The sequence below is a fragment of the Candidatus Leptofilum sp. genome (assembly GCF_965223525.1).
In the GTDB taxonomy this organism is placed as follows: Bacteria; Chloroflexota; Anaerolineae; order Promineifilales; family Promineifilaceae; genus Leptofilum.
Map to the genome: position 1 here is coordinate 1,196,002 of NZ_CBDCWX010000005.1, position 26,308 is coordinate 1,222,309.

A 26,308-nucleotide genomic window follows, 5' to 3' on the forward strand; every position below is an offset into this window, starting at 1 on the left:
TCGTTGACTAAAATGGTAACAAAATCTATGTAGTAGATGGGTTTGACCGGGCAATTCTTACATTCTTTTGTTTGGACGCAACGCAGATTTTATATGTTTGCTTGATCTTTTTGTGAGACGAGCTTGTTGTAAATCGCCTGGGCTTGGGGGTAATGGAAAGTGTACGGCCGTTCCCAAAATTCCTCTAGCTGCTTATTGCCTGTCTGCTTTTCATACACCGCTGCCTGCAAAAACATCTCCAGTTTGTCGGCGTCGTGGACCAATTTGGCTTCGGCCGTTTTGTTGGCGTGGAGTTCCTCCCACAAATCCATGAAGGTGGGGGCAAACTCCGTATCTGCCAACATTTCTTGCATCGTCCCCCGCTCCACATCGGTTTTAATGCCGGACGGCAGATAGCGCCAGGCGGGTGTGGGGATGTCGGTGGTGAGTGCTTCTGGTAAATCGTGCAGGGCGGCGATGGCCAGCAGCCGTCCTAAATCTATTTCTTCTTCAACAATCTGGGTCAAAACCAGGGCGACAAACACCACGCCAAAGCTGTGCGCCGCCACGTTTTCGGCATTTGGAACGCCGCGCTGTACCCAGCCTGTGCGGGGCGTGCGTTTAAGTTGGTTGCCATGTAAGAGTGTGTTGAGAACGGCCGTTACATCCATCTTCCAACTATCCTCTGGAGACTTTTGAAGTTTTAGCCTTGAATTGCTGCAAATTCTAAAGGGAGAAACTTCAAAAGTCTGAACGCTTTGCGTCAAAATTGAACTTTTTTGCATAAAAGATCGTCTTTATTGTGTCCAGTTGTTTGCAACTGGTCAACTTTGTGTGCAGAAGCTATAAGAATTTTGAGATAAGATGATGTCAAGCAAACTACAGAAAATATTATTAAAAGTCAAAATTTAATGTGAGGAAAAACCATTATGAACCGTTACAAAATTTTTCGAGGGATAGTAATTCCCCTCATCTTCTTATTCATCATTGGCGGGCTGTTCAGCGTGAGCTGCTCCGCTGCTGAAGAAGCAACACCCGAACCCGATGTATCTGATAGTTCGGAGGACTCGGATAACGATGTTAGTGCAGATGAGGGTGGGGCAGGTGAAGAAACAACGCCTGAGTTACCGCCACTGCCCATACTAGAAGGCAACAGCCAGGCTTCCGGCTTGGGCGGCGGAGGTGCCAATGTGCGACCCCAAGGTGGCGGCGGCGATGCGGCCGTGGCTGAAACTGCCTCACTAGAGATTGCAGATACCAGCTTCATTTACACCGATCCATTTTCTGGAACCGTTTTTTTGCTAAACACCAGCCTGCCCACCGCACCGGGGTTAGCCCCCGTGTTGCAAAATGTGCCCAGCGAGGAGATTAGCCTGGATGAGGTGCGCGAGTTGGCAGATCGCTTTGGCTTCTCTGGGCAAATCTACCAGGAGCAGTACCCGGTTTTTGAGCAGGAAGAAGGTTCTCCGGCTTATGAACCGCCAGTTGTCTACCATCTTTTTGACGGCCAGCGCACGCTTATTATTGACCAATGGGGCGTGTATTACAATGACCGCAGCATCGAGAACGATTATGAGAACCCAATTTCTTTTGAAGCGGCCGTTCCCATTGCCGAAGCCTTTGTACAGGAGCGTGGTCTGCTCGACTTTGAGTACGAGGTGATGCAAATTTGGGGAGCCGATGTGAACTTTGTCCGCACTATTGATGGCCAGCCGACCAATCAGCCGGAAATGACAGTGGGGGTTAGTCACGACGGCCGTGTTTACTTTGCCAGCTACCAAGTGCTGCGTAATGCCGAAATGATGGGTCGCTACCCGCTTATCACCGCGCAGGAAGCGTGGGAAATTTTGCAAAGTGGCGTGGTAGACAACAATATTCCGTACATGTACGCTGCCCAACCGGAATTGGCCATTGCGGAACCTGCTTTCATTGAGGGACCAGATGCAGACTTGTACCAATTCTGGATGCGTGAATTTGCACCAGGGGATGAAATCCATTTGTACGAATGGCCTATCGTCTTTTTGCCGGTAGATGAAGGTGCGGAGCCGCGTATTCAATTACGCAACTATCGCGTGCAGGCAGATGCGGCCACGCTGAATGCTCTAACCGGGCATGTGGGGCAACATATCCACATTTGGGGGCAGATTGGACCCAATGGCGATACGATTGAGCTGGCTGGCTGGGAACCGATCTCTGAAATCTTTGAACCGGCAACCTCTGGGGCGGGCATCATTAACCGAAGTGGCGACCAGGTACTGTTTACAGATAGCAGCACGGGCAACAGCTTCATCGTGCCAGATGCTCCGACTGATCTGGAAGATGGCACCGAGGTTTACCTGTTTGCCTGGGCTGCCCGCGACTTGGGGCTGGAATATCCAGTGTTGGATTGGGAAAGCATTGACAAAATTGTGAACTTCCCGCCAGATGAGGAGTTGCTGCCCGTAGAACCGCCCGTTGAAGAAGGGCCGATTGGCGAAGAACCCGTATTTGAGCCATTCGCTTACGAATCGTTCACCGTCAATGAGGTGTCGTTGGCTTACTATACCACCTACAATTGGCCAACTAATGACAATGGCGAGGTGCGCTATGATGGGCAACCGACGATTATTGTTCAGCCAACGTGGAAATTCTCTGGAGAAACCGATACCGGGGAAATGGTGGAATTCTTTGTACAGGCAACGCAGCGGGATTACGTGAATCGGTAAGGTTGATTGTAGCCGCAGTTTCTTACTGCACTCTGGTGGCGTGGAAAGAATCCGCGGCTACGTACCCGACAACATTTACTGGTTTGTGCTTAAGCGTACGGTCGTAAAACCTCTGCAATCACCTCAGCCAACGCTGGCAACTCAAGTGGCTCAACGGCAACATCCATTTTGGAAAGCTGTTGTGCCGCTTTTTCTTTGGTTTCGCGGGTGCTAGCCGGGTGGTGGAGAGCTAGCTGAAGCAGCCGAATGGCCAACGGCCGTTGCTCATCTGCAGCTAGCAACGCGGCTAGTCCTGCCAACGCATCCAGCGCCAGCGGCTGCGCCTGAATGGCCTGCGTTATTCGCAACGCCTCATGAAAAGCGCGGCGAGACGCATCGGCATCCCCCAACAGATAAGTCACTTCACCCAGGTTCACCAGCGAAATAGCTATGCTACGCCGATTGCCCAACGCTTGCTTAAGGATGAGAGATTCTTCGTGTAGTTGTCGAGACTCGGCTAGGTTCCCCAGTTCCATGGCAACCACACCAGCATTCCCCAGCGTGGCAGCACGACCTGGTTGGTGATTGATTTCTTTGAACCGGAGCTGGCTTTCTTCGTAATAGTTACGCGCAGTGGTAAAATCTTGCTGGGCATTGGCCAGGTTACCCAGGTTGTTAAGGGCAACGGCCGTTCCATACTGATCCCCCAACTCTCGCCGCAAAGACAGGCTGGCTTCATACTGTGCCTGGGCAGCCTCGTACTCCCCCTGGCGATGGGCTAGCGTACCACGTAAATTGTGGGCAAATGCCAGCCCCGGCTTGTAATTAATCTCGCGGGTTAGGGTTAAAGCAGCTTCGGCAGCAGCGATGGCTTGTTCATAATTGCCCTGAAAGCCCAAAACGATGGCCAGATAGCTGTGGCATAGGGCAATCTCTTTGGCGTTTTCGCTAGATTCCAGATGGGCCAACGCCTGTTTCAGCAGTTGCTCTGCTTTTTCAAACTGCCCCAAAAAGGTGGAAAAACGGCCGTAACGCACTTGCAGACGGCCGTAAAGCGGATTGGTCTTGCTGCCCTGGTTCATTTCCTCTAAAGCAGCCATTGCCCAGCCAAACGCGGCTGCACCATCCTGGAACCAGCCTCGTGATTCATACAAAAAGAAGAGCGACACCAATGCCTGATCAATAAGCTGCATAGCCTGTGCTGCTGCATCTGGCGCGTTTAGATTTTCCAGAGCTGTCACCGCCCAGCGCCAGGCAGTTCGCACATTTTCAATTTCAGGCGATAGTTGATCAACGGCTTGCTGTCGCTGATCAGTGTGCCAACGATTTTCCTGGGTGTGGAGCAGTCGCAAATAATATTGGGCATAACGCGCGTGGACAGTTGCGGCCAGTTCTGGCCAGATGGCCAGCCGTTCGGCGGCAAATTGGCGCACCAGCTCCAGCATTTCGTAACGGCCGCTTGCTTCCCGGTGTAGCAGCGACTTATCGGCCAGCGTGGTCAGCGTCCAAAAAGTGGTTTGGGCCACTTGCCGTGCCGCCTCGCGGGTAAAGCCCCCTCGGAAAACGGTAAGCTGTGCCAGCACCTGCTGCTCTGCTTCCGTAAGCAGCGCCCAGGAATGGTCGAACACCGCTTGCAGGCTGCGGTGACGGTCTGGCACATCCCCGGCGCGAGTTTGCAAAAAATCCATATCTCGCGCCAGTTCGCTGGCAATCTCAGCACAGCTAAGTTGCCGCACCCAGGCCGAAGCCAGCTCGATGCCCAGCGGCACGCCATCCACCAACTGGCAAATTGTGGCAACGTCTAGCTGGTTTTGGGGCGTTAGGGCAAAATTTGCCTGGGCGCGTTGGGCTAGCTGGGTAAACAGTTTTAAGGAATCGGCCGTTTCTGCCGTACGGCCGTTGGGCAACGGCAGCGGCCCCACTTCAAATGTCCACTCGGTTTGCAGGTTGAGCCGCTCGCGGGAAGTGACCAGTAGCTTCACGTCTGGCAACGCCTGGATCATTTCTGCCAGCAGTTGGCTCCCTTTTTGCAGATGTTCAAAATTATCTAGCAGAAGCAGCATCTCTTTGGCTTGCAGGTAGGCCAACAGCTGCGCTTTAGGCGATGAGGCGCCTGTAAAGGTGAAGCCAATCGCCTCGGCAATGGCAGGTACAATAAAGTCTGGGGCGGGTACGGCGGCCATTGGCACAAAATAGACGCCGTTCAGGGTGGTGCCAACTGCCGTTTTGGCCAGTTCCAGCGCCAGACGGGTTTTACCAATGCCCCCAGGCCCAACCAATGTCAGCAAGCGGCAAGACGGCCGCACCAACTGCCCCTGAATTTGCTTTAGCTCCTCGGTGCGCCCCACGAAGGGGGTAGTGGTTACGGGCAGGTTGTGGCGGCGGATGTCTATCGCAGACCGAATTCGTTCGTACAGGGTGGTGGTTTCTGGCGAGGGATCAATGCCTAACGCCTCTACCAAAATGTCGCAGCAGGTTCGGTATTGGCGCAGTGCCTCGGAGCGCTGGTCGTTGCGCGCCAGCAGCAGCATCATTTGGCGGTGCGCCCATTCGCTTAGCGGGGAGATGGCGAGCAGCCGCGCTGCGTAGCGGATGCCCTTTTCGTACTGTTGATGGTCTAAATGGTGCTGCACCAGCCGCCGCAGCAGGTGAACGGCCGTGCGCTGGTGCCGCTCCCGCTCCAGCGATACCCACTCTTCAAAGCCGCGGCTGTCCCGAATATCGAACCCAACCAGGAAGTCAGCCTGGTACAAGATGATGGCTTGCTCCCAGTCGGCCACGTCTTCGCTTTGGGCCAATGTTTGGAATACGGCCGTATCCAACCAGTGGGGGCTTTCGGTTTTGAAGGCAACCCTTTGGCGGGTGATTTCTATATAGGGCTTGAACTTGCGGCGCAGCCCGGACAGCAAGGAGCGCAAATTGGCCATGGCTTGTTCAGAGGGGCGGTCATCCCAGAAAAAATCGGCCAGGAGCTCACGGGAGTACGGCCGTTGCGTACTTACCAAATAAATCAACATTGCTTCCGACTTGCGGGAAGCTAGGCCGCTTGCCTGTTTGCCATCAATTTTAATTGTTGTTTCCCCAAGGAGGGTTAGCTCTAGCCTGTTTGTCATCGGTGATGTGTCAGGTTTTAGTAAATGGATCGTTTTCGGATCGTTCTAAAAGTAAACTCACTAAATAGAAAACGATTAGGGAAGATTTTACTCAACATATTTTCTGCGGTTTGCTGTAAAAGCGGGAAAGTTTTTGAAAATAAGAAGAGCTATTTCTCCCGCTTTTACTTGAGCAAATCACAACAAAGAAGGTTCGTTAAAAATCTTCTTGTGATTTGCTACATCATTATAGCCCACTCTAATGATGAATGAGGGGACGGATAAGGCTCTCTTTGCCTGGTATCGTCTATCGAAAGGTAGATCATCAGTTTGCAATGTCATAGTTTGGCGGTGCCTGGAACTTTCGCACGAGAAAACGCTTATGAATAAAAATTTGCAACATTATCACGCATATTTATTACGCATCTGGCGCGAGGAAGAGGGGATGCCCTGGCGTGCCACGCTGCAAAATCCGCATACGGGCGAACAGGAAGGGTTTGCTTCGGTAGACCAGCTTGTTGACTTTATTCGGAACAAAACGGAAACTGCTGCCCAAGACGAAGGAAAGTAACCGTTTAACTTGGATGTACCCGACTGTAAGACGGCCGTTTCCCTTGCAAGATACCCCAAAAACGGCCGTGCCTCACCAGCCCCCCACCAAAACTTGCTCATTTGCCCAGCCTCGCTATACTAATTAACTTCTAATGCAAGGATTTTGTCACTAAAATGACCCGCATTTTTTGGGAAGAAAGAAAGCGATTCAACAAAATAGGCACTGTTGTCTATTGGGCAAATTCATGACAAACACGTCAAATTCACGTTAGTCTGCCAACTGAGAAGCTATAAAAAACCACCTGATTATGGGTTCAGGCGGTATTTTTGCTTATCTGCTGCCAATGCGGGAGCGTCCCTGATAATAAAATTACGCTTCCCAAGCTTGCATAGCACAGTGAGTGTAGACGCACAGGTGGTTAATATAGCCAAATCAATATTGTGAATAAGGAGGTGGTTAGATACATTGAAATGAAGCTGAAAAGCACCCTGACTTAAAAATTTTTTGTTAAGCTTACACTTGGAGGAGAATCCATATGAACAAGAAAATTGTTGTTGTAGCATTGCTTATGCTGACCCTGGCTCTGGTAGCTTGTGGCGGTGGCGAACCAGAAACTGTTACCGAGTTTGTAGAAGTTACCCGCATCGTCGAAGTTGCTGGCGATCCAGAAACGGTTGTAGAGACCGTTACTGAAACTGTCACCGAAACCGTTACCGAAACTGTCACCGAGCAGGTTGCGGTAGAGTTTGCAGGCGGTGGCGACACCCTGGCTCAGGTTCAATCTCGCGGTACGCTGAACTGTGGTGGTAATGCCAATGTTCCTGGTTTTGGTTATCTGGATCCCGATACCGGTGGTTTCAGCGGTTTTGATATTGACTTCTGTAAAGCAATTGCAGCGGCCGTTTTGGGCGATTCTGAAGCAATTGAAGTAACCCCCACAACCGGTCAATCCCGCTTCCCCACGCTGCAGTCTGGTGAGGTTGATGTACTCATTCGTAACACCACCCACACCTTCAGCCGTGACACAGCTTTGGGCTTCGACTTCGCACCTATCACCTTCTACGATGGGCAAGGCATGATGGTTCGCGCCGAAAGCGGCATCACCACCCTGGCTGAACTCGAAGGCGCTACCATTTGTGTGCAGTCCGGCACCACCACAGAGAAGAACTTGTCTGACTACATGACCTCCATCGGCGTTAACTACACGCCGCTGGTTGGTGATGATGCTGTGGCTACCCGCGACGCATATGATTCCGGCGCGTGCGACGGCTTCACGACAGATAAATCCGGTCTGGTTTCTCAGCAGATTTTGCTGGCTGACCCGTCCGCACACGTAATTCTGGACGAGGATATGTCCCGTGAGCCGCTGGGTCCTGTTACCCGTCACGGCGACAACAACTGGAACGACATCGTGAGCTGGGTTGTGATGTGTACCGTCAACGCTGAATTCCTCGGCATTAGCAATGCAAACGTAGATAGCATGTTGGGCGGTGACGATCCCGTTATTCAGAACCTGCTAGGTGAGACTGGCGATCTGGGTCAGGCATTGGGCTTGGGCAACGATTTCTGTTACCAGGTTATCTCCCAAGTTGGTAACTACGAAGACATCTACAATGCGAACCTCGGCCCTGATACGCCATTTAACCTGGCACGGGCCCGCAATGCACTGTACACCGATGGCGGTATCCTCTATCCGACGCCATTCAAATAAGATTTTTCTGATTTGATTGTTTGAGTAAAGCACAGCCCGGCACATTGCGTGTCGGGCTGTCTTGTATGTAAATCACATAGAGAGTCTTTATGTAAACTGGTTTGCGAAATTGTGATTTGCTTAGGGAAAACGGGAGAATCATCGTTATCTAAATTCAAACTACTTTCCCGTTTTCACCTATAACCTAAAACAGGAGAACGCCCATGTCGGACATACCCAGCAGTTCCATACGGGGCAATGAACGGATTCCGCCCTGGCGAGACGGCCGTATCATTGGGATTTTGCTCCAAATAGCATTCGTCATATTTTTCCTATTTAGCGCCCGATGGCTACTTGTCAATATCAATAACAACATAATCGGCCTAGGCGAAGCGCAATTTATTTGTCGAGACGGTACATCTAGCCTTCGCTGTGCCTTTGACTTTTTGAGTGCCGATGCTCAGTTCGATATTCAAGAATCAGTTATTGATTATGAACCTTCTGATTCTTTCTGGCGGGCCATTGCAGTTGGCGCGCTCAACACGATGAAAATTGCGTTCTTTGGCATCATTCTCACCACAATTTTGGGCACCATTACAGGTATTGCCCGATTGTCCCCCAACTGGTTGGTAAGTAACATTGCCAAATGGTACATTGACCTGATGCGTAACACCCCCTTGTTGCTTCAGCTATTTTTCCTGTACTTTGTTGTATTTCTGGTGGGGTTACCGCTTGTGGGCGAAGCGATTCAACTAGGGTCTGTTTTTGTAAGTCAGCGAGGTCTCAATTATCCCTCTCTGATTCCCATGTCCTCCTTTGCTACCTGGGTTGCCTTTATTGTGTTAGGCATTGTTCAGGCGCAGCTCCTGTGGGTCATCCTGGGACGGCGCGAAGAGCAAACGGGTCAGGAATCCAGCCGAACATTTTGGGTAATTCTTTCCTTCCTGATAGTGGTTGTCATTGGCTGGTATGTGGCTGGCAATAATAGCAACAACGAAGCGATGCTGGTTGCCCGCGCCGACCGAGTTCGCGAATTTGACGATATTCCGGCACTGATTGAACGTCGTCTAAGCATTGGAGATTTGTCTGAAATTGATGACCTCATTGCAACTGGCGAACTAACACAAGAAGCAGTGGACGAAGCCCAATTTGCGATTTGTACCCTACAAGATTCCCCATCAGAAATTAACTTAACATCACAACTGCGCCGGGCAAATGTGCCATTTTCAGTGAGTCGCAGTGACCGTGCCGATCAGGCGATTGGAGAATATGCAGAGGATGGCTGTGATGCTTTTGTGGCAACAGCTGCCGTTGTGGCAGCCGAGCGTGATTTGTTAGAAAACAGTGCCGATCAGCTTGTTGTTCCCCTGCCAGAAACGCCCGTTCGCATCTCCACACCCAAGTTAGAAGGGTTCAACTTTGTGGGTGGTTCCAAAATGTCGCTGGAATTCTCAGCCATTTTGTTTGGGCTTGTTTTATACACCGGGGCTTTCGTCGCTGAGATTGTTCGTGCCGGTATTTTGTCTGTCTCAAAGGGACAAACAGAGGCCGCCAGAGCGTTGGGTCTTTCTGAAACGCAGCGGTTGCGCCTTGTTGTGTTGCCACAGGCGTTACGGGTTATTATTCCCCCGCTAACCAGCCAATATCTGAATCTCACAAAGAACTCCAGTTTGGCGTTGGCTGTCCTCTATCCTGATTTGTACCGTACCATCAACACAATTATCAATCAGTCAGGTCGTGCCATTCAGCCAATTGTGATTTTGGCTTTAACCTATCTGTCGTTTAGCCTGTTCATTTCATTCTTCCTGAACTGGTATAACCGCAGAATTGCGCTGGTGGAGAGATAATCATGACGACATTACCCCAAAAACAAACGCGCTTTGACTTTTTGCCTGACGATTTTCAGGCTCAGATTAACCGTTTCGTAACAGAGCAGATTACCCGCTCATGGATTTTGACACTTTGGTTGATCGTTCTCACTGCCTTTACGCTAAATACGGTTGTTAACCGAGTACAGGCTGCGCCTATCTCTACCATTTTGGTTTTGGTGGCTTGGGTGGTGACAGTGGCCTTGGTTGCCATCAATGAGCTACGGCACAAGCACAATGCGTTATCGCTGTGGCTCAAAAATAACATGTACAACAACATCACCAACACTCAAATTAGCTTACTGATTGTGTTGGGGATTATTGCTGCGGTGATTGCTTTTTACAACTATGCTTGGGTCAATGCCAGCTTTGTGTCGGTGCCAGCAAAGGATTATAAGGCAGAATTGATCGACGCTGGTGGCAGCGAGTACTGTTTTACAATGGGTGGGGTGGATACAGATGTATCGGCAACTACCATCGTGGAAGACTCTGCAGAACGCTGCTTTGCTACGGCCGATCTCGCCGCGCCCCCCAGCAATTTGGCTGTGGGCGAAGAGGCTTCCTCTTTTTGCTTCGATGTAAGCCCAGATGATCCAGAGAATGGCATTACGTGTTTTGCCAGCACGGCCGAAAATCCACGCTTCTTTGATGTGGAGCGGGAATTTACCGGGGCTAACTGGGGCGCTGTGGAAGCAAACCTGCTGACAATGATGATCTTCCGCTTTAACCGTGACGAAACGTGGCGGATTTGGGCAGTGATCATTTTGTTGGTGGTGCTTTTTGTACCCACAACATTTGTTTACCGGGATAGTTTCCAAAATAAGCGGCTGCGCCAGATTCTGACCTATCTTTGGTTGGCATCGCCAATTGTTGTTTATCTGCTCCTTCGCGGGGTGAATCCCGTGCCGTTTGAGGTGGATGGGTTCGGTTCAGTCACGCGTGGCATTTGGGATAACACCTTTGCCTGGACTGGTTTTATTGAAGAACTGGAAGAGGCGGGGCGCATAACGTATGTAAACGGCCGTCCCCTTGAGCGTCTCGGCGATGGCGTCTTACAACCCATTTCTAACTGGACACGAATTCAGGCAACCCTTTCTGGTAACCGGAATTTGCTTGGCGTGCTAGGTTTCCTTGTTTTCGGTGGGCTTGCTTTCTTTATCAACCGACGCTTCCCGCAACAGGAACGCGAAGGGGAACTCACCATATTTGGCCGAACGTTATTGCGACTATTGTTGATCGTTTTTGGCGTTTTGGCCTTTTTAGCCCTCATACAAGTGTTCAGCATGATCATTGGTTCATTTAGCTACACTAGGGAACTGATGGTTGATGGCGTTCCTCAGGAAGTGACTCAGCCCATCTTCTCAGATATTGACCCAGACGTGAATTGGGGTGGTTTTTTACTCACCCTCATCATTACCGTCTTTGCCATTGTGGTTTCCTTCCCCATTGGCCTCTTGATGGCTCTTGGGCGTCGCAGCACGATTCGCGGTATTCCCGCTTGGCTAACGTATGGTGCAGCACTTGCCATTGCCATTTGGGGGTTCATCAACAGCACACCGCAGCTTATTGAAGATGCTCGGAATACCGTAGAGTTGGCTTTGGCTTACTGGCCTGTGTTGGTTTTGGTAATCGCCTTCGCCTTCCAGAGGACCTTCAAGGGCAATGTGTTGGCTGCATTTAGCACCATTTACATTGAATTTGTGCGTGGTGTGCCGCTTATTACCGTTTTATTCGGTAGCATTATTCTGTTCCCGATTTTATTGCCCCCTGGCGTAGAAATACTGAATACCTGGCGCGTGTTGTGGGCTGTGGCTCTCTTCGCGGCGGCGTATTTGGCAGAGAATGTGCGTGGTGGTTTGCAGGCGATTCCCAACGGACAGTACGAAGCGGCCGATTCTCTCGGATTTAGTGCGTACCAAAAGTATCGGCTCATCATTTTGCCACAGGCTTTGCGCGTGGTAATTCCGGCAATCGTTGGCCAGTTCATTGGTTTGTTCAAAGACACAACGCTGGTGGCTATCGTCGGTATGTTTGATGTGTTAGGCGTGGCCAACGCCATTGCTGCTCAGGAAGATTGGTTGGGCGTTCGTCGTGAGCCTTACATTTTCTTGGCAGTACTTTACTTTGTCGGCTCGGCAATTATGACTGCTTACAGCCGTCGCCTGGAACGTCAAACCGGCTTGGGTGAGAGATAAAAAGATAGTGGCGAGGGGTTAGTGGCTAGTTGCTTTTACCAACCACTATTTGCTAACCACCAGCCACTCCTTCTTAGGAGAGAAAAATGACAACAGCAGCTACGCTATCGCAAGTAGAAAACGTAATCGTTTGTAACAATATCAACAAATGGTATGGTGATTACCATGCGCTCCGGGATGTGAGCCTAACCGTAAAAACAGGTGAGGTGATTGTGATTTTGGGGCCATCTGGCTCTGGCAAATCAACATTTATCCGCACACTTAACCGTTTGGAAGAGCACCAAGGCGGTGACATTATTGTGGATGGCATTACGCTCAGCCACGATGTGCGTAACATTGCCGAGATTCGGCGGGATGTGGGGATGGTGTTCCAGCAGTTTAACCTGTTCCCGCACCTGACGGTGTTGGAAAATGTGACGCTGGCTCCGATTCACGTTCGTAAATGGTCGCGTGAGCGCTCTGAAGAGGTGGCGATGAAGTGGCTTACGCGCGTGGGCATCCCAGAGCAGGCAGGTAAGTATCCTGGGCAGCTTTCTGGTGGTCAACAGCAGCGTGTGGCCATTGCCCGCACCCTGGCGATGGAGCCAAATATCTTGCTGTTTGATGAGCCAACCTCGGCATTGGACCCGGAAATGATCAAGGAAGTGCTGGACGTGATGCGCGACTTGGCGCGGTCTGGCTACACCATTTTGGCGGTCACGCATGAGATGGGTTTTGCTCGTGAGGTGGCGGATCGGGTGATCTTCATGGATGCAGGGCAAATTGTGGAGATTAACACGCCGGAGGATTTCTTTACTAACCCGAAGAATGACCGGACGAAGTTGTTCTTATCGCAGATTTTGCATCATTAATTCCGGTATTCGGTGTCCAGTAATCAGTCAGTATAGAATGGCCGTTTCTCACGAGACGGCCGTTTTTTTATTGTTGGAACCAGTGCAGGCGAGGGCGGAGCCGGGCGGCTTGTTCGGGGGGCGTGTTGGTTTGAACGGCCGTTAACATCTCCCAGCTAAATAAATGTTGTTCTTCAATTAAAACCGGGCGGCTAAAGGGGAAGGCGGAGCGCATAGCGTTGCCCAAATCGTGCGGCAATCGGCCCCAAAATTGGCTACTGGTTGCCACCGAGGGGCGGGCGGGTACAAAGCGGAACCGTGCCGACGGCGGTTGATTTGCCAGAAATTTGAGCCACTCCCAAGCGGCATACGATCGTTCCGACCCCGACGTAATAAAGCCACCATCCACCCACAACGGCGCGATCCCATCGAACCGGTTGGAGCCAGGGAAGGGAACCACACCCATTGGATCCATTTGCACGCGTAGTTCATAAAGCAAGGGTGAATCCACCCAAATAACAGCCCGGCGGCGAGCCGATTGCCAATTAGAGAGGATGCCAGCACGCTCCATGTCGTTCATTTGCGTGAAGTCTGGGAGTTGGCCGGGCTGCCCAGCCAGCGCGTTGTACCAGCGCAGCGTGGCGGCAACGGATTCCGGCGTGAGCGGTTGGTCACAGCGGACGGTGGCTTCTTCACAACTGTTGTTCCAGTTGTAGGCGTATGAAAAGAGTACGTCTGGCCCCACATCTAAAAAGCCCCACTCTAAAAGGCCATTTTGTGAATCTGGCCCGAAGGAAACGGCCGTCATGTCTGCTTCCATCTCTTCCCATGTCCAGCGGAGAGTTGGCTCTGGCTGTTCGGCCACGCGGTAGGCACTTTTGTCGTAAAAAATGACGTTCATCCGGGCCGCGAGGGGCATAAACCACATGCGATCTTGCCACCAGGCACCTTGCCATACCTGCTCATAAAAGTCGGCGCGGTCAAAATCGGGGTCTGTTTGCATCATGGTGGTCAGGTCACGGACGGCCCCTGCTGCCAGAAATTCGGCCGTGGGCCTTGTGCCAATGATGTCTAGCGTGGCCAAATCGTTGGGCGTGGGCTTGGAAAATCTCAGCGGAATCAACTCGATGGTGATGCGTGGATTTTGAGCCATGAATTGGGCGGCAACCATTTGGTAAGCCATCATAGGGTAATCTGCTTCGGGGATGCCAAAGCGGAGGGTGACCTGGCCGAATCGGTCTGTAATACGGCCGTCTACCAATTCCCAAAACAGCTCCGACGGTGCACCATTTTCATCTAACCCGACAAGACGCGGGGAGGGGAAGGTGAGCTCATCAGCTGCGCCCGTTTCCTGGAAGTGGGGGGCGATGGTGATTGTGAACGGCCGTTCCGCTGTGGGACAATTGGCGACGCACAGGGTGAGAATGCGCTCGGTGATCTGGTCTCCAATTTGCTCAGCCAGATCGGTGTCGGTTTGGGTGTAGCGCAGGCGACCCCACGCATAATCGGTGAAGGTGAGGCTGCCCCAGTAGCCCGGCGCATCTGGCTGGCGGATGAGGCTGCCGTCTGGCTGAATTTGCCAGAAGCCGACGCGCTGATACGTGTCTGTGCCTTCGCGCCATTGCAGATTGGCCCAAATGTGGTCTTCGTGTTGTTCGGCGTGGGTGATGACGGGATCGTGGTGGTATAGACGGCCGTTTAGCGGCATCAGTTGGGCAGAAAACCAATCTGAATCATTCGCCTGGAAACTGAAAAAAAGATCGCCATCCCCACCCAGGTACGCTTCTCGTTCAAAGTCAAGCGCATCCTGCGCCCAACGAACGGCATTTTCTTCAGCATCGGCTAACTGTGTTTGGGCTGAGCGCCATAGCCCAAACACAGCCCCCAGCACAACCACGATGAGTGCCAGCCAGAACCAGGGGAAGGCATTGCGGGAAACGGCCGTATCTGGCGCAGGGGGTAGTTCGTCCTCTTCTTCGCCAATTTGCCAATCGAAGCGATCGCTCATCTCTCACCGCCAAGGGGGTATGCCTACTTTAAGTTGAATCGGTGACAAGAGTATAAAACAAATTTGACCTTTACGCATTATTCCGGGCGGCGCAATTAGGGCTTTTCAGTTTTCGTACTTTTAGTACGCGGACTAGCGCAGATGACGCGGAAACCTGCTTCTAATCTGCGCTTGTCTGCGTTAATTCGCGTCCCATTGGCTAATAATACGGACTTTTGAATGCAACCACGGTTTTTCTGCGCTTGTTCGCGTCCTAAAATTGTGACGATTACAAAATGGTGCCAAATCGTTTTGGGGCGGGACGGTTTGTGGGACGTTGCTGGGGCGGCCGTTTTATATGATGCCATCAAATTAAAACGGAGGTTCCCGATGATTCAGCAAACAACCTATCAAAACTATCAACTAAAAACCAACTTTGGCCGAACGGCCGTTACCATCCGACCCATGAACTCCAGTGATACAGAATTGCTGGTCGCCCTGCACGAGCGGCTCTCAGAAGAAAGTTTATACAAGCGGTTTTTGCGGGTTTATCGCCCATCGGTGCGAGACATTAAATTCATCACCCACCTCTCGGCGACGCAAGGGGCGGGCGTGGTAGCCACAACTGAGGTGCGTGGGCGCGAACAGGCCATCGGGCTAGCGTACTATGTTATTGAAGACGAAAAACGGCCTGTCACTGCTGAACCTGCGTTTGTTGTTGATGATTGGTATCAGGGGCAAGGGGTTGGTAAAAAGCTGTTTGCTGCACTGTGCCAAACGGCTGTAAACAACCAAATCTCTTGCTTCAACGTGGTGATGCACCCAGCCAATGGTGGCATGATGCGAATCTTTGAGCAGAGTGGATTGCCCATGCAGCAGCGGCATCATTATGGCGAGCGGGAGCTGACTATTCAGCTACAGCCGCCTACAAACTACCATTTTCTGGATACGGCCGTTGCACTTCATGCACTATAGAGCTTACGCATTTGCCCTCACTAGACTACAAAAGTCTTGGGGCCAATGATGCTAATTCCAGAAAGAGTAAGACTTTTGTAGTCTTTACTGCGTAAGGCCTTCACTAGATGATCTGGTTTACTAGATTGGGCAGCGTTAATTTTGTAGCCGACTGTTCTGCACGCGCCACAAAGTCTGGCGGCAGTTCAGCCATCAGCTCTTCTACGATGGGTTGATAACTGTCAATATCAATTTGGCGCACCCGGTCTTCCGCTTTAACAAACAGCAAAATCGTTAACGCTTGCTCCAATTGCCCCTGGCTTGCCATCACTCTAGCATAGGCTGACAAAGTTGAGAGGGCATCCGGTACTGTTTCTGTCGCCCAGCTCTGAGCCAACGCAGACTTCAGGGTTCGTTTCGCTTTTAGCACGTTTCCCACTTCCAAATAGGTGATTCCCAGATTTTTTGTCATGGAAGCCAGAACCCGCCTTTCACCAATGGTTGTGGCGATGGCGATGCTTCTTTGCAGGTGGGCTTCCGACTTCTTGAATTCACCCAATGTTCGGTAAGTTCCCCCAATTGCCCCAATGCACTCCATTTCAAGCCGCGTAAAGCCTGCTTCCCTGGCGTAGCCCAAGGCTTCTTGGTAAGCGTCCAAAGCCAGCTTGTGTTCTTCTTGCCGTGAATAGGCGGTGCCAATGTTGTGCAGCAGCATGGTTAAGCCAGGGGCAAAATTTTGCTCCCGGAACAGAGCCAGCGATTCTTGGTAACGCGCATGAGCCAAGTCGTAATCGCCTGCGTCTACAGCGACCACGCCCAGCACTTTCAACGCATCTGCCTGAATGAAATAATCCTCAGGCAGTTTGGCATGGGCTAACGCTTGGGTAAGCTGTTCTCGCGCCAAATCGCGCTGCCCACGCAGCACGCTGGCTTTCGCCCAGCAGTTGTAGGCAAAGGCCAGCAGCGATTGGTTGTCGGTCTCTTTTAACCAGGGCACAGACTTCGTTAATAGCTCATCTACCTGCTGGTAATTGCCCAGGCCAAAGCTAAAGTAGGCGGCTTTGGTTTGCAAATTGGCAATAATTGTGCGGTAGAGATTGGTTGTTGCGTTTTGGATGGACGGCTGGGATACGGCCGTTTCCAAGCTGTTCAGCCCATCCAAAAAGAAATCCAGCGCGGTAATCATCGGCCCTTTGAGATAATAATAAAATTGCCAGCTTTCAATAAAGGGGGTTAATAAATGGAGGGTTTCCTCGGTAGCGGGATGGCTGGTAACGACCACTTCGGCAAGCCCAACTGCGTTGGGCAGCTCAGTGCAGGCTGTTACCAGCCATTCCCACGCCTGCGTCAAATTTCCCTGCTCAGTAGCAATTTTATCCAGAGCCGATTGATACGCGGCTCGCTGTACATCAAACGCCTGCTGGTTCATGAAATCCGCAAAGAAAGTGGCAAAATGAGTATGAAGCGGCTCGCTTTCATTGGTGGGTAGCCGTTCGATTGCGTATTGCCGCAGCAGTTCATGAAGCCAGTACCGCTGCTGATCATCCATTGAAAGTAGCGAACGATTTGCCAACTGTCGCAGCACACGCAAATTGGCACCGCAAATTTTTTGGGCAGCCTCGCGGGTAAATCCGCCGCTGAACAGTGCCAGCCTGGGCAGTACATCTGCTTCCTTTGCCGTTAGCCGCTTCCATGATGAATCGAACACGGCGCGCATGCTGCGCTGCCTGAGTGGTAAATCATGAAGTTCTGTTTCCAGAAAGTCCAGACTTTGGGCAATCTCGTCCCCAATTTCTGCAAACGAGAGCATATTGGCCCAGCCTGCGGCCAGCACCAGCGCCAGCGGCATCCCCTGCACCAACTGGCAAATACGAACCACGTCTGCCCATTCGTCTAGCTGAACGGCCGTACTGTGCCGAACTAAATTCACATGCTGCAAAAAGAGGGTAATGGCGCTGTGAGATTCATTAGAAACGACCGTGTCTACCTCTGGCACATCCAAGCCATGCAGCGCATACACTTGCTCCCCGGCTAGCTGTAATCGCTCCCGCGAAGTGGCTAAAATTTTGACGTTCGGTGCGCTTTGCAAAAGCTGTATCAGCAGTGGAACCCCGCTCAGTAAATGCTCAAAGTTGTCCAGCAGTAGCAGCATATTTTTGGCCTGCAATACTCGCAGCAACTGCTGTTCAGGCGCGTCTGAACCTGAAAGGGAAATACCCATTGTCTCGGCGATAATGATCGGTATTTCTTCTGGGGCGGTTGCTGCAGCCAGCGGCACAAAGTAAGTGCCGTCTGTAAACGTAGCCTGCACCTGTTCGGCGGCAGCTAACGCCAGCCGCGTCTTGCCGCTTCCCCCTGTGCCAACGATTGTCAAAATGCGGCACTCCGACTGCTCAGTGAGCAGATGACAAATCGCCTGCAGCTCATGTTCGCGGCCTACAAATGGGGTAGCGGGTGTGGGCAACGCTGGTTTTGGAGTGGCAGCGGGCGCAGTTAATGGGGTCGCTGTTGGTTGCCAGGTGCCGGCTCGAATGGCCTCTAGCTCCGCCGCTACCTGGCGCATACTGGGAATGCGGTCTTCGCGCTCTTTCACCAACATCTGCTGCAAAAGCGGGGCTAAACCAGCGGGCAAATCAGGCAGCTCATCGGCAACAATTGGCACGGGGTTGTTCAGGATGTTGATCATGATGGCTGTCAGTTGGTCGCCAGGAAACGGCCGTTTGCCAGCCAACAGCTCATACAAAATGATGCCAAACGACCAAATATCGGAACGGGTATCCAGCTCCTTACCGCGCAATGCCTCTGGGCTCATGTAGGCAGGGCTGCCCAAAATAGAGCCAGTGGGCGTGAGGCGCACATTGTCGCGTTCCAGCCGCGCAATGCCAAAATCTGCTAAACGAGGGGTGCCATCGGCAGCCAACAGCACGTTGCCCGGTTTAAGGTCACGATGAATAATTCCCAAGTGATGTGCGCGGCTAAGGGCATCGGCCAGTTCCAGGGCAATATCAAGCACCTGCTCAGCAGCCAAAGGTGCGTTGCGAATAAGCAGGTCACGCAAAGAGCCGCCGGGCATATATTCCATCACGATTGTTTGCTTGCCGTTCATCTCGAAGATGTCTAGCATGGCCACAATATTGGGGTGATTGAGTTGTTGCAATGCCTCGGCTTCACGCTTGAAGCGGGTGACGTAGGCTTCTGAGCTGTTGAGTAGTTCAGGCCGAATCTGCTTGATAACGATGGGCTGATCCTGTAGCTGATCATGCCCCAGATAAAGCTCGGCGTGACCACCATGTTTTAGCGGCTCGGTGATGCTGTACCGGTCTGTGGGGGCGAGGGTGGTTGGGGTGGCAAGGGCCGTTTCTACCTCAGGTGGTGGGGGTAAATTGCGCTGCTTAATGAGTTCGTAAAGCGCGTCAGTTTCTGGTTCTGGCTCAACACCCAACTCTTCCTGCAAAAGACGCACGCAGGTTTCATATTGTCGCAGCGCGGCACTGTGCTGCCCCGCCCAGGCATAGAGCTGCATCAGCTCCCGATGCGCCGGCTCGTGCAATGAATCTAGCGACAACCAGCGACGGCCGTATTCAATACTCTTCTCAAATTCTGCAACGGCCGTGTGCCACCGGATGAGCTTTTGTAACGCATCCCCCAGCTTTTGGCGCAACGCTTCTCGTTCAAAAAATTGCCATTCATCAAATTCCGGGCAGTCGGGCAGATTGAACCCGCTCATGAAGTCGCCGCTGAAAATGTCTACGGCTTCAGCAAGCGTAGCGGCGCAATCGGGACACAACGTTTCGGACGGATGATTGTGGTTTTCTACGGTTTGCAGGTGTGCTTGGAAAACGGCCGCGTCCACCCAAAGCGTCTCCCCCACCGTCAGCCCAATTTGCAGCCGATCTGCCTCTAAAACAGTGTCTCCCACAAATCGCTTTAACCGCCCCAGGTCGCGCCGTAGATTTTTGAGTGCCCCAGATTGGTCGTATTCAGGCCATAGCAAGGTTGCTAAATATTCGCGTGTGTGGGGTTGCCCACTGTGTGCCAAAAACGCCAGCAAAGCCACAACTTTGCGGCGACCAATGGGATAAGGTTGGCCGTCACGCTCAAACCGGGGAGTGCCAAACAAAGAAGCCTTCAGGTGCATACGCCATTGTACCCCAAACTTACGCCTGATCAGAAACATTTCTAAGGCAGGGAGTGGCTCAATTCAAGGTGACAGTCACTTCAGCCTCGGCAATATCCAGGCAAATCCCCCCCAGGGGACGCTATTTGGGACGTTTAGAGGATGTTTGCCTTCTACTCTTTGTGCAACTTAACAAAATTTTAGGAGGCAGCATGAATTCAAATAACAAACCCGTTGGTAAGATTTTAATCTTTTTTTACAGTATCCTTGCTTATTTTATAGGGTTGGGTGGACTCGTCTACTTCATTCTGTTTATTGGCAATTGGTCATTCATGCCACATCAAATTGATTCTGGTGAGATGACAACCGTCGGCCTAGCACTGGTGATCAATCTGGGATTGGTTTTGCTGTTTGGCTTACAGCACTCAATCATGGCGCGCCCAGCTTTTAAGCAGGTTTTAACCAGGTTCATCCCCAAAGCGGCCGAACGCAGCACCTATGTTTTAACCTCTGGCATCCTGATGTTGAGCTTCTGCTTCTTCTGGCAGCCAATTGACGGGACGGTATGGGCCGTTCATTCCAATGTGGGGCAAGCGATATTAACTGCCGGGTACCTTTTTGGCTGGGCTTTTGCGGTGCTAGCATCGTTTGTCATCAATCATTTTGAGCTGTTTGGTTTGCAGCAAGCGTACCGCAACCTGAAAAATCAGCAGGAACCGCCGCCCAAGTTTACCCAGCGGTTTTTGTACCGACTGGTGCGCCACCGGCTGCAGCTTGGGGTGCTGATTGGCCTCTGGTCTACCCCCACGATGACGTTTACACATCTGTTTTTAGCCATTGCCTTGACCATCTACATCTTCATCGGCCTCTATTTTGAGGAGAAAGATTTGCGGGCGGCTTTGGGGCAGGCGTATGTGAATTACCAACAGCGTGTCCCGAAGGTTATTCCTGTACCGGGCTGGCTGTTTCGGAACGGCCGTCGCACCAAACCATTAGTTGGCAAGCAACAGGCAAACTAAGGTAGGGGTAGGGGAGAGGCAGGTGGCTGCAATCTGACAAATTGTGGTGCTTGGCTCTCTCCACCTGCCTCTCCCTTTTACATGGCAAACCATCTGCTCATTGTGGCATTTGGCTGGCGAGGCGGTAATTTGCGATTTTCCGAATCTCGAAACTGTTTGACTCTTGATTCTGATTCGCAAAAGCCTTTACAATGTCCCAAACCATAACCCAGCCAGGAAATGCCAACCTATGAGTGATTCAATCAACACAGGAGACATTAAAGATAGCAAAGGCGTTGTATTTGGCAGCGGCCAAGTCAACTTCCATGAGCATAATTACCCCGCTGCACCAGAAAAACCAACCTTCCCCATCCACAAAATTGCTCACCCACAAAATCCCAACTTCACCGGGCGCACTGAGATATTGGCACAGGTGGCCGAAACGCTAAACGCTGGCCAAACGACGGTAGTGACCCAAACGATTGCCAGGCTGGGAGGCGTGGGCAAAACCCAACTGGCGTTGGCCTACAGCTACGCCCACTTAGACAGCTACGACCTCATTTATTGGCTCAGCGCCGATACCGAGCCGAGCTTGGGTGAAGATTTAATGGGGCTGGCCCGACGCCTGAAGCTAATTGCCCCGGAAACCACTGACCAGCAGGCGACAATTGGAGCCGTGCAGCAATGGCTGGGGCAAACCAGCCACAACTGGTTGCTAGTATACGACAATGCCGACCAGATTGAGCCGCAGCAGCTGGCCCCGTACCTGCCCCGCAGTGGCAACGGGCACGTGCTGATTACCAGCCGCAACCCCAACTATGGCGGGCTGGGGCAGGTGCTGGAGCTGGGCTTATTTGATTTGGATGAAGCTGTTGCGTTTCTTTTTCGACGCAAAGAGGCAAAGAGGGCAAAGGTAGAAAGAGAGAGCCAAGAATGGCAAGAGGCGGCGGATTTGGCGGAAGCGTTGGGGCGGCTGCCGCTGGCGCTGGAACACGCGGTGGCGTATGTGGAAAGTAAAGGCAGCAGCTATGCCCGATACCACCAGCTCTTTACCGAACGGCAAAATGAATTGTGGCAACGAGCCGAGAGACCGGAGCGGTACCACGCCACCATAACCACCACCTGGGAACTGGCCTTTGACCAGATAAAAAAGACCCCCGGCGCGCTGGATTTGCTGAACCTGTGCTGCTTTTTAGACCCGGAAAGCATTCCGCTGGATTTGCTTAAGCAGATTGCCGTCGTAGAGACGTTGCATGCAACGTCTCTACAAACGGTGGTGGCCGATGAGCTGGCGTTGAATGATGTGCTGGGCGCACTGCGGCGGTATAGCTTAATTCAACAAACCGAAGGTGCGTTGACAATGCACCGGCTGGTGCAGGACGTGGCTCGGAGTCGCATGGGTGCGGAACGGGTACGTGACTGGTTGGGAGCGGCCATTGATTTGCTATGTAAGGCATATCACTATGACCATAGCAAGATGGAAACCTGGGCAGCGGTGAACGACCTCATACCCCACCTAACCATCGCCACAGAGCTAGCCGCCCAGCTGGGCGGCCAAACGGAAAATGCGGCTTATTTGAATAATGCAGTGGGGCATTATGTCAAATTGCGGGGCAGCTACGCCGCCGCCATGCGTTTTTACGAACAGGCACTTGCCATCCGCCAACAGGTGCTGGGTGACGACCATCCCGACACCGCCCAAAGCCTCAACAACATGGGCTTACTCCTGAATGACATAGGGCACTTGGCCGAGGCACGGCTGTATCTCAAACAAGCTCTCACTATCCGCCAACAGGTGCTGGGCGACGACCATCCTGACACTGCCCAAAGCTTCAAAAACATGGGCATACTCCTTCAAGACTCGGGGCAGCTGAGTGAGGCACAGCCATTTTTTGAACAAGCTCTTGCTATCTACAAAAAGGTGCTAGGTGATGACCACCCCGACACTGCCCGAGGCCTCACCAACATGGGCTTGCTCCTGAAGGCTATGGAGCAGCTAGCTGAGGCACAGCCATTTTTTGAACAAGCTCTTGCTATCTACAAAAAGGTGCTAGGTGATGACCACCCAACTACCGCCAGCGGCCTCAACAACATGGGCTTCATCCTGCAAGCCATGGGGCAGCTGGCTGAGGCACAGCCGTTTTACGAACAAGCCCTCACCATCTATAAAAAGGTACTAGGTGATGACCACCCCTACACCGCTACCAGCCTCAACAATATGGGCAGCCTTGTGGAAGACTTAGGACAGTTAGTTGAGGCACGAGCCTACTATAAACAGGCGATTGCCATTTTGGAAAAAGCTTTCGGTAAAGAACATCCCCACACCCAAATTGTGCAGGGCAACCTCAACGCACTCGATTAAGCTCGTATCCATTCCAACCCCGAAGCTGCGGATTCATTCCGCGCCGCACGAGTATAACCTCCAATTGACTATTCACTAAAGGATTCTTCCCTACAGTCAGAATGATAGGCGTCGTCTCACAACAGCTGTGCGACCTGTACCAGCCGTTCCGCTGCCCGTTCCAAATCGGCCTGGGCAGTGGAGATGGCGAAGCGCAGGTGGCCTTCGCCGCTTTGGCCAAAGGCGATGCCCGGCGTGGCTGCAATTTGCGCTTTTTCCAGCAGGGCATCGGCCAATTCCAGGCTGTTCTTCTGGCTCGTTGGGAAGCTGGGGAAAAGGTAAAACGCTCCCTCAATTGAGCGGCATTCTACGCCGTCAATGCTGTTCAGGGCGGCCACCATAAAGTCCCGCCGCTGCTGGTACGCATCGCGCATCATGCCAATGCTTTCCTGCGGCCCCGTCAGCGCGGCGACGCAAGCGTGCTGCGTAAAGGTGGCGGCGCAGGAGACGGATTGCCCGTTTTGCTTCGTCGCCAGCCGAATAATCTCTGGCGGCCCCACCAGCCAGCCCAGCCGCCAGCCCGTCATCGCATACGATTTGGTGAGGCCGTTGACGGTGAGGGTGCGCTCGGCCATGCCAGGGGCAGCGGCGAGGGAGAGGTGGGAACGGCCGTCAAACACCAACTTCTCATAAATCTCATCCGCAATCACGTACAGGTCTGCTTCCTGAGCAACTTCCACAATCGCATCCCGCTCTTCAACCGTAAGCACCCGCCCGGTGGGGTTGCACGGCGTGTTGACCATGATCGCCTTCGTGCGCGGCGTCAGCTTGGCTCGTAGTCGGTCGGCCGTAATGCGAAAATTGTCGGCGCTGGGCAGACTAACCGACACCGGCGTACCGCCCGTCAGCGTGATCATCGCTGGGTAACTTACCCAGTATGGTTCCAGCACCAAAATTTCATCGGCAGGATTGGTAATCGCAGCCAGCGCCAGGTAAAGTGCCCATTTGCCCCCCGGCGTCACGATGATTTGGCGGCGCGGGTCGTCGATGGGTATCTGGTTTTCGCTTCGCATTTTGTGGGCAATTGCTTCTACGGTTTGTGGCAAGCCCACCATCGGGGCGGGGTAATGGGTGTGACCGTTTTTCAGGGCAGAAACGGCCGCTTCCACAATGTGCGCTGGCGTGTCAAAATCAGGATCGCCGCCCGCCAGGGCGATCACGTCCTGCCCGGCGCGCTGCATTGCTTTTGCTTTGTCATTCACCGCTAGCGTCATCGAGGCGGGGATACTGCTGAGTTTGGTGGAAAGAGGTTTCATCGGATTTTCTCCAGTCTGGGTTTGTGAACGGTAAATTGTAAATGGTTAATGGTAAATGGTAAACTCTGGCATTAACAATTAACCATTCACCGATAACCATTAACTATTATTATGTTAACTTTTAGAGATGATTCAGTAACGGCCGTTATCCTCGGCAATATGCAAGATGCAGGGTTGCCCCACGCAGGCTGTACCTGTGCCCGGTGTACGGCCGCTTTCCAGAATCCAGCGCAGGTGCAGTATGCGGCTTGTTTGGCGGTTGTAGATACGAGGAAAAAGCGGAACACAGAGTTACACGGAGGAGGCACAGAGGGGCACAGAGAGAGGGCAAGCGTTTATTTGGTGGATGCGACGCCGGATATTAAGTTTCAGATGAACTTGCTGGCGGGGGTGTTGGGCGAGCATCCCCAGCGGCGCAATCGGCTGCGCCAGCCAGACGGCGTTTTTCTGACGCACGCTCACATGGGGCACATTGGCGGTCTGCCGCAGTTGAGCAAGGAAGCAATGTTTGTCAACGGGCTGCCGCTCTACGCGACACCCGCCTTGTGTGAACTCATTGAGCAAACCAGATTGTGGTCGCCGCTGGTAGCAGAGCTAGATTTTCGACCCATGCCCAGCGGGGCGTCGGTGGATTTGGGAGATGGATTGGTAGTCACGGCCGTTCCCGTACCGCATCGGGATGAGTGGGGGGTAGGTACAGTGGCGTATCACATCCAGGGGTCAAACCAATCGCTACTCTACCTGCCAGACATTGATTCTTGGGATGAGTGGCCGGAAGCCGAAGCCACGTTGAGCAGCGTAGATGTGGCTTTAGTGGATGCCAGCTTTTACAGTCGAGAGGAGCTTGGCGGTCGTGCCCCCGTTGCCCACCCGCTTGTTACAGACACCATTTCCCGCTTCACCCATCTAGCAGACAGAATGGTTTTGACGCACCTGAATCATACAAATATGATTTTGGACGTGGGGAGTGTGGCAGAAACGGCCGTACACCAAGCCAATTTCCGCATTGCCCAAACCGGCGACCAGTTTATTTTATAATCACCATTCTGGTAGGGGCGAGGCAGTTGGGAATCATCCATGCTAAGCAAAACCAATATGTCTTCCAACTGCCTCGCCTCCTTCTTCAAAGGAAAACAATTTGCAAATTCTAGTCATCGCCCTCGGCGGCGCAGTTGGTGCCGTGCTGCGGTATTTGGTTTCATTGCTAGTCATCCATTTTGCTGGCGATAGCTGGCCTTACGGCACGCTGGTTGTCAACCTACTCGGCTGCTTTTTAATTGGCTTTCTGTGGCAGCTATTCGATACGGTTACCTATACGCACAACACCCGCTTGCTTGTCTTCACTGGCGGGCTTGGCGCCTTTACCACATTTTCCACCTTCGGCCTGGAAAGCCTGACGCTGCTGCAAGCCGGGCGCAGCCGAGACGGGATGCTCTATTTAGCCTCTAGCAATCTCGGGGGCTTGCTTTGCGTTTGGTTAGGATTTGTGGTTTCGCGCACCGTGCTGGCTCAATTGCGCTGATGCGTTTGATGCTTGTCACGTAACCCCGCGTCATTGCTCACCTTTAACTATTTCGGCATGAAAATGGTTGGTCATGCACGTATAATGATGGGCGGAAGTTGAAAGAAATCGACTGATACACAAATTGTAAATAATGACGGTTAGCGATCATAGTCACCAACGAGACACTAACCACCAACGAC

Annotated in this window: 16 protein-coding genes; 11 read left to right on the top strand and 5 right to left on the bottom strand. The window is 52.3% G+C overall.

What is annotated here, in order from left to right; all coding sequences use genetic code 11:
• Positions 1 to 89: 89 nt before the first annotated feature.
• Positions 90 to 650, bottom strand: a complete 561-nt coding sequence (locus ACOQPM_RS10630) for an HD domain-containing protein (protein WP_420629236.1) — start codon at positions 648 to 650, stop codon at positions 90 to 92.
• A gap of 258 nt (positions 651 to 908) precedes the next feature.
• On the opposite strand from ACOQPM_RS10630, the gene ACOQPM_RS10635 reads away from it, so the two are divergent.
• Entirely contained in the window at positions 909 to 2,684 is a 1,776-nt protein-coding gene (locus ACOQPM_RS10635; RefSeq protein WP_420629237.1) for a hypothetical protein, read from the top strand.
• Positions 2,685 to 2,773: 89 nt separating this feature from the next.
• On the opposite strand, the gene ACOQPM_RS10640 is transcribed toward ACOQPM_RS10635, so the two are convergent.
• On the bottom strand, positions 2,774 to 5,776 hold the full coding sequence (locus ACOQPM_RS10640; protein WP_420629238.1) for an AfsR/SARP family transcriptional regulator: 3,003 nt from the start codon (positions 5,774 to 5,776) through the stop codon (positions 2,774 to 2,776).
• A gap of 361 nt (positions 5,777 to 6,137) precedes the next feature.
• Here ACOQPM_RS10640 and ACOQPM_RS10645 point away from each other — a divergent pair, with 361 nt between their 5' ends.
• The 5 genes from ACOQPM_RS10645 to ACOQPM_RS10665 all read left to right on the top strand — a co-directional run bounded on the left by ACOQPM_RS10645 (position 6,138) and on the right by ACOQPM_RS10665 (position 12,912).
• A complete protein-coding gene (locus ACOQPM_RS10645) occupies positions 6,138 to 6,326 on the top strand; it encodes a hypothetical protein (protein WP_420629239.1) in 189 nt (62 codons plus the stop codon).
• Positions 6,327 to 6,843: 517 nt separating this feature from the next.
• Complete coding sequence (locus ACOQPM_RS10650) at positions 6,844 to 8,019, top strand: amino acid ABC transporter substrate-binding protein (protein WP_420629240.1); 1,176 nt, start codon at positions 6,844 to 6,846, stop codon at positions 8,017 to 8,019.
• A gap of 203 nt (positions 8,020 to 8,222) precedes the next feature.
• The gene (locus ACOQPM_RS10655; protein WP_420629241.1) at positions 8,223 to 9,845 is read left to right on the top strand and encodes an ABC transporter permease subunit; all 1,623 of its coding nucleotides are present in this window, start codon (positions 8,223 to 8,225) and stop codon (positions 9,843 to 9,845) included.
• A 1,634-nt stretch (positions 9,846 to 11,479) separates the two neighbouring features.
• Positions 11,480 to 12,061 (top strand): amino acid ABC transporter permease, encoded by a 582-nt coding sequence (locus ACOQPM_RS10660; RefSeq protein ID WP_420630528.1) that lies wholly within the window; start codon positions 11,480 to 11,482, stop codon positions 12,059 to 12,061.
• A gap of 86 nt (positions 12,062 to 12,147) precedes the next feature.
• Positions 12,148 to 12,912 (top strand): amino acid ABC transporter ATP-binding protein, encoded by a 765-nt coding sequence (locus tag ACOQPM_RS10665; protein WP_420629242.1) that lies wholly within the window; start codon positions 12,148 to 12,150, stop codon positions 12,910 to 12,912.
• Positions 12,913 to 12,979: 67 nt separating this feature from the next.
• Here the strand turns inward: ACOQPM_RS10665 and ACOQPM_RS10670 are convergent, their stop codons facing one another.
• Positions 12,980 to 14,899, bottom strand: coding sequence for an ABC transporter substrate-binding protein (locus ACOQPM_RS10670; protein ID WP_420629243.1), 1,920 nt, complete (start codon positions 14,897 to 14,899; stop codon positions 12,980 to 12,982).
• A gap of 261 nt (positions 14,900 to 15,160) precedes the next feature.
• On the opposite strand from ACOQPM_RS10670, the gene ACOQPM_RS10675 reads away from it, so the two are divergent.
• On the top strand, positions 15,161 to 15,853 hold the full coding sequence (locus ACOQPM_RS10675; RefSeq protein ID WP_420629244.1) for a GNAT family N-acetyltransferase: 693 nt from the start codon (positions 15,161 to 15,163) through the stop codon (positions 15,851 to 15,853).
• 103 nt (positions 15,854 to 15,956) lie between these two features.
• Here the strand turns inward: ACOQPM_RS10675 and ACOQPM_RS10680 are convergent, their stop codons facing one another.
• Positions 15,957 to 19,970, bottom strand: a complete 4,014-nt coding sequence (locus tag ACOQPM_RS10680) for a protein kinase domain-containing protein (RefSeq protein ID WP_420629245.1) — start codon at positions 19,968 to 19,970, stop codon at positions 15,957 to 15,959.
• A gap of 191 nt (positions 19,971 to 20,161) precedes the next feature.
• On the opposite strand from ACOQPM_RS10680, the gene ACOQPM_RS10685 reads away from it, so the two are divergent.
• Complete coding sequence (locus ACOQPM_RS10685; RefSeq protein WP_420629246.1) at positions 20,162 to 20,968, top strand: methyltransferase family protein; 807 nt, start codon at positions 20,162 to 20,164, stop codon at positions 20,966 to 20,968.
• Positions 20,969 to 21,197: 229 nt separating this feature from the next.
• Positions 21,198 to 23,309, top strand: a complete 2,112-nt coding sequence (locus ACOQPM_RS10690; RefSeq protein WP_420629247.1) for a tetratricopeptide repeat protein — start codon at positions 21,198 to 21,200, stop codon at positions 23,307 to 23,309.
• Positions 23,310 to 23,425: 116 nt separating this feature from the next.
• Here the strand turns inward: ACOQPM_RS10690 and ACOQPM_RS10695 are convergent, their stop codons facing one another.
• Positions 23,426 to 24,604, bottom strand: coding sequence for a pyridoxal phosphate-dependent aminotransferase (locus ACOQPM_RS10695; RefSeq protein ID WP_420629248.1), 1,179 nt, complete (start codon positions 24,602 to 24,604; stop codon positions 23,426 to 23,428).
• A 111-nt stretch (positions 24,605 to 24,715) separates the two neighbouring features.
• On the opposite strand from ACOQPM_RS10695, the gene ACOQPM_RS10700 reads away from it, so the two are divergent.
• Both ACOQPM_RS10700 and crcB read left to right on the top strand, forming a co-directional pair.
• Positions 24,716 to 25,642, top strand: coding sequence for an MBL fold metallo-hydrolase (locus tag ACOQPM_RS10700; protein WP_420629249.1), 927 nt, complete (start codon positions 24,716 to 24,718; stop codon positions 25,640 to 25,642).
• Positions 25,643 to 25,742: 100 nt separating this feature from the next.
• Entirely contained in the window at positions 25,743 to 26,126 is a 384-nt protein-coding gene (gene crcB / locus ACOQPM_RS10705; protein ID WP_420629250.1) for a fluoride efflux transporter CrcB, read from the top strand.
• The last annotated feature ends 182 nt before the right edge of the window (positions 26,127 to 26,308 follow it).

What these genes read in the sequence shown, in the direction of transcription:
- ACOQPM_RS10630 (WP_420629236.1), bottom strand. Translation starts at nt 650, where the DNA reads ATGGATGTAACGGCCGTTCTCAACACACTCTTACATGGCAACCAACTT.
- ACOQPM_RS10635 (WP_420629237.1), top strand. Translation starts at nt 909, where the DNA reads ATGAACCGTTACAAAATTTTTCGAGGGATAGTAATTCCCCTCATCTTC.
- ACOQPM_RS10640 (WP_420629238.1), bottom strand. Translation starts at nt 5,776, where the DNA reads ATGACAAACAGGCTAGAGCTAACCCTCCTTGGGGAAACAACAATTAAA.
- ACOQPM_RS10645 (WP_420629239.1), top strand. Translation starts at nt 6,138, where the DNA reads ATGAATAAAAATTTGCAACATTATCACGCATATTTATTACGCATCTGG.
- ACOQPM_RS10650 (WP_420629240.1), top strand. Translation starts at nt 6,844, where the DNA reads ATGAACAAGAAAATTGTTGTTGTAGCATTGCTTATGCTGACCCTGGCT.
- ACOQPM_RS10655 (WP_420629241.1), top strand. Translation starts at nt 8,223, where the DNA reads ATGTCGGACATACCCAGCAGTTCCATACGGGGCAATGAACGGATTCCG.
- ACOQPM_RS10665 (WP_420629242.1), top strand. Translation starts at nt 12,148, where the DNA reads ATGACAACAGCAGCTACGCTATCGCAAGTAGAAAACGTAATCGTTTGT.
- ACOQPM_RS10670 (WP_420629243.1), bottom strand. Translation starts at nt 14,899, where the DNA reads ATGAGCGATCGCTTCGATTGGCAAATTGGCGAAGAAGAGGACGAACTA.
- ACOQPM_RS10680 (WP_420629245.1), bottom strand. Translation starts at nt 19,970, where the DNA reads ATGCACCTGAAGGCTTCTTTGTTTGGCACTCCCCGGTTTGAGCGTGAC.
- ACOQPM_RS10685 (WP_420629246.1), top strand. Translation starts at nt 20,162, where the DNA reads ATGAATTCAAATAACAAACCCGTTGGTAAGATTTTAATCTTTTTTTAC.
- ACOQPM_RS10690 (WP_420629247.1), top strand. Translation starts at nt 21,198, where the DNA reads ATGAGTGATTCAATCAACACAGGAGACATTAAAGATAGCAAAGGCGTT.
- ACOQPM_RS10695 (WP_420629248.1), bottom strand. Translation starts at nt 24,604, where the DNA reads ATGAAACCTCTTTCCACCAAACTCAGCAGTATCCCCGCCTCGATGACG.
- ACOQPM_RS10700 (WP_420629249.1), top strand. Translation starts at nt 24,716, where the DNA reads ATGTTAACTTTTAGAGATGATTCAGTAACGGCCGTTATCCTCGGCAAT.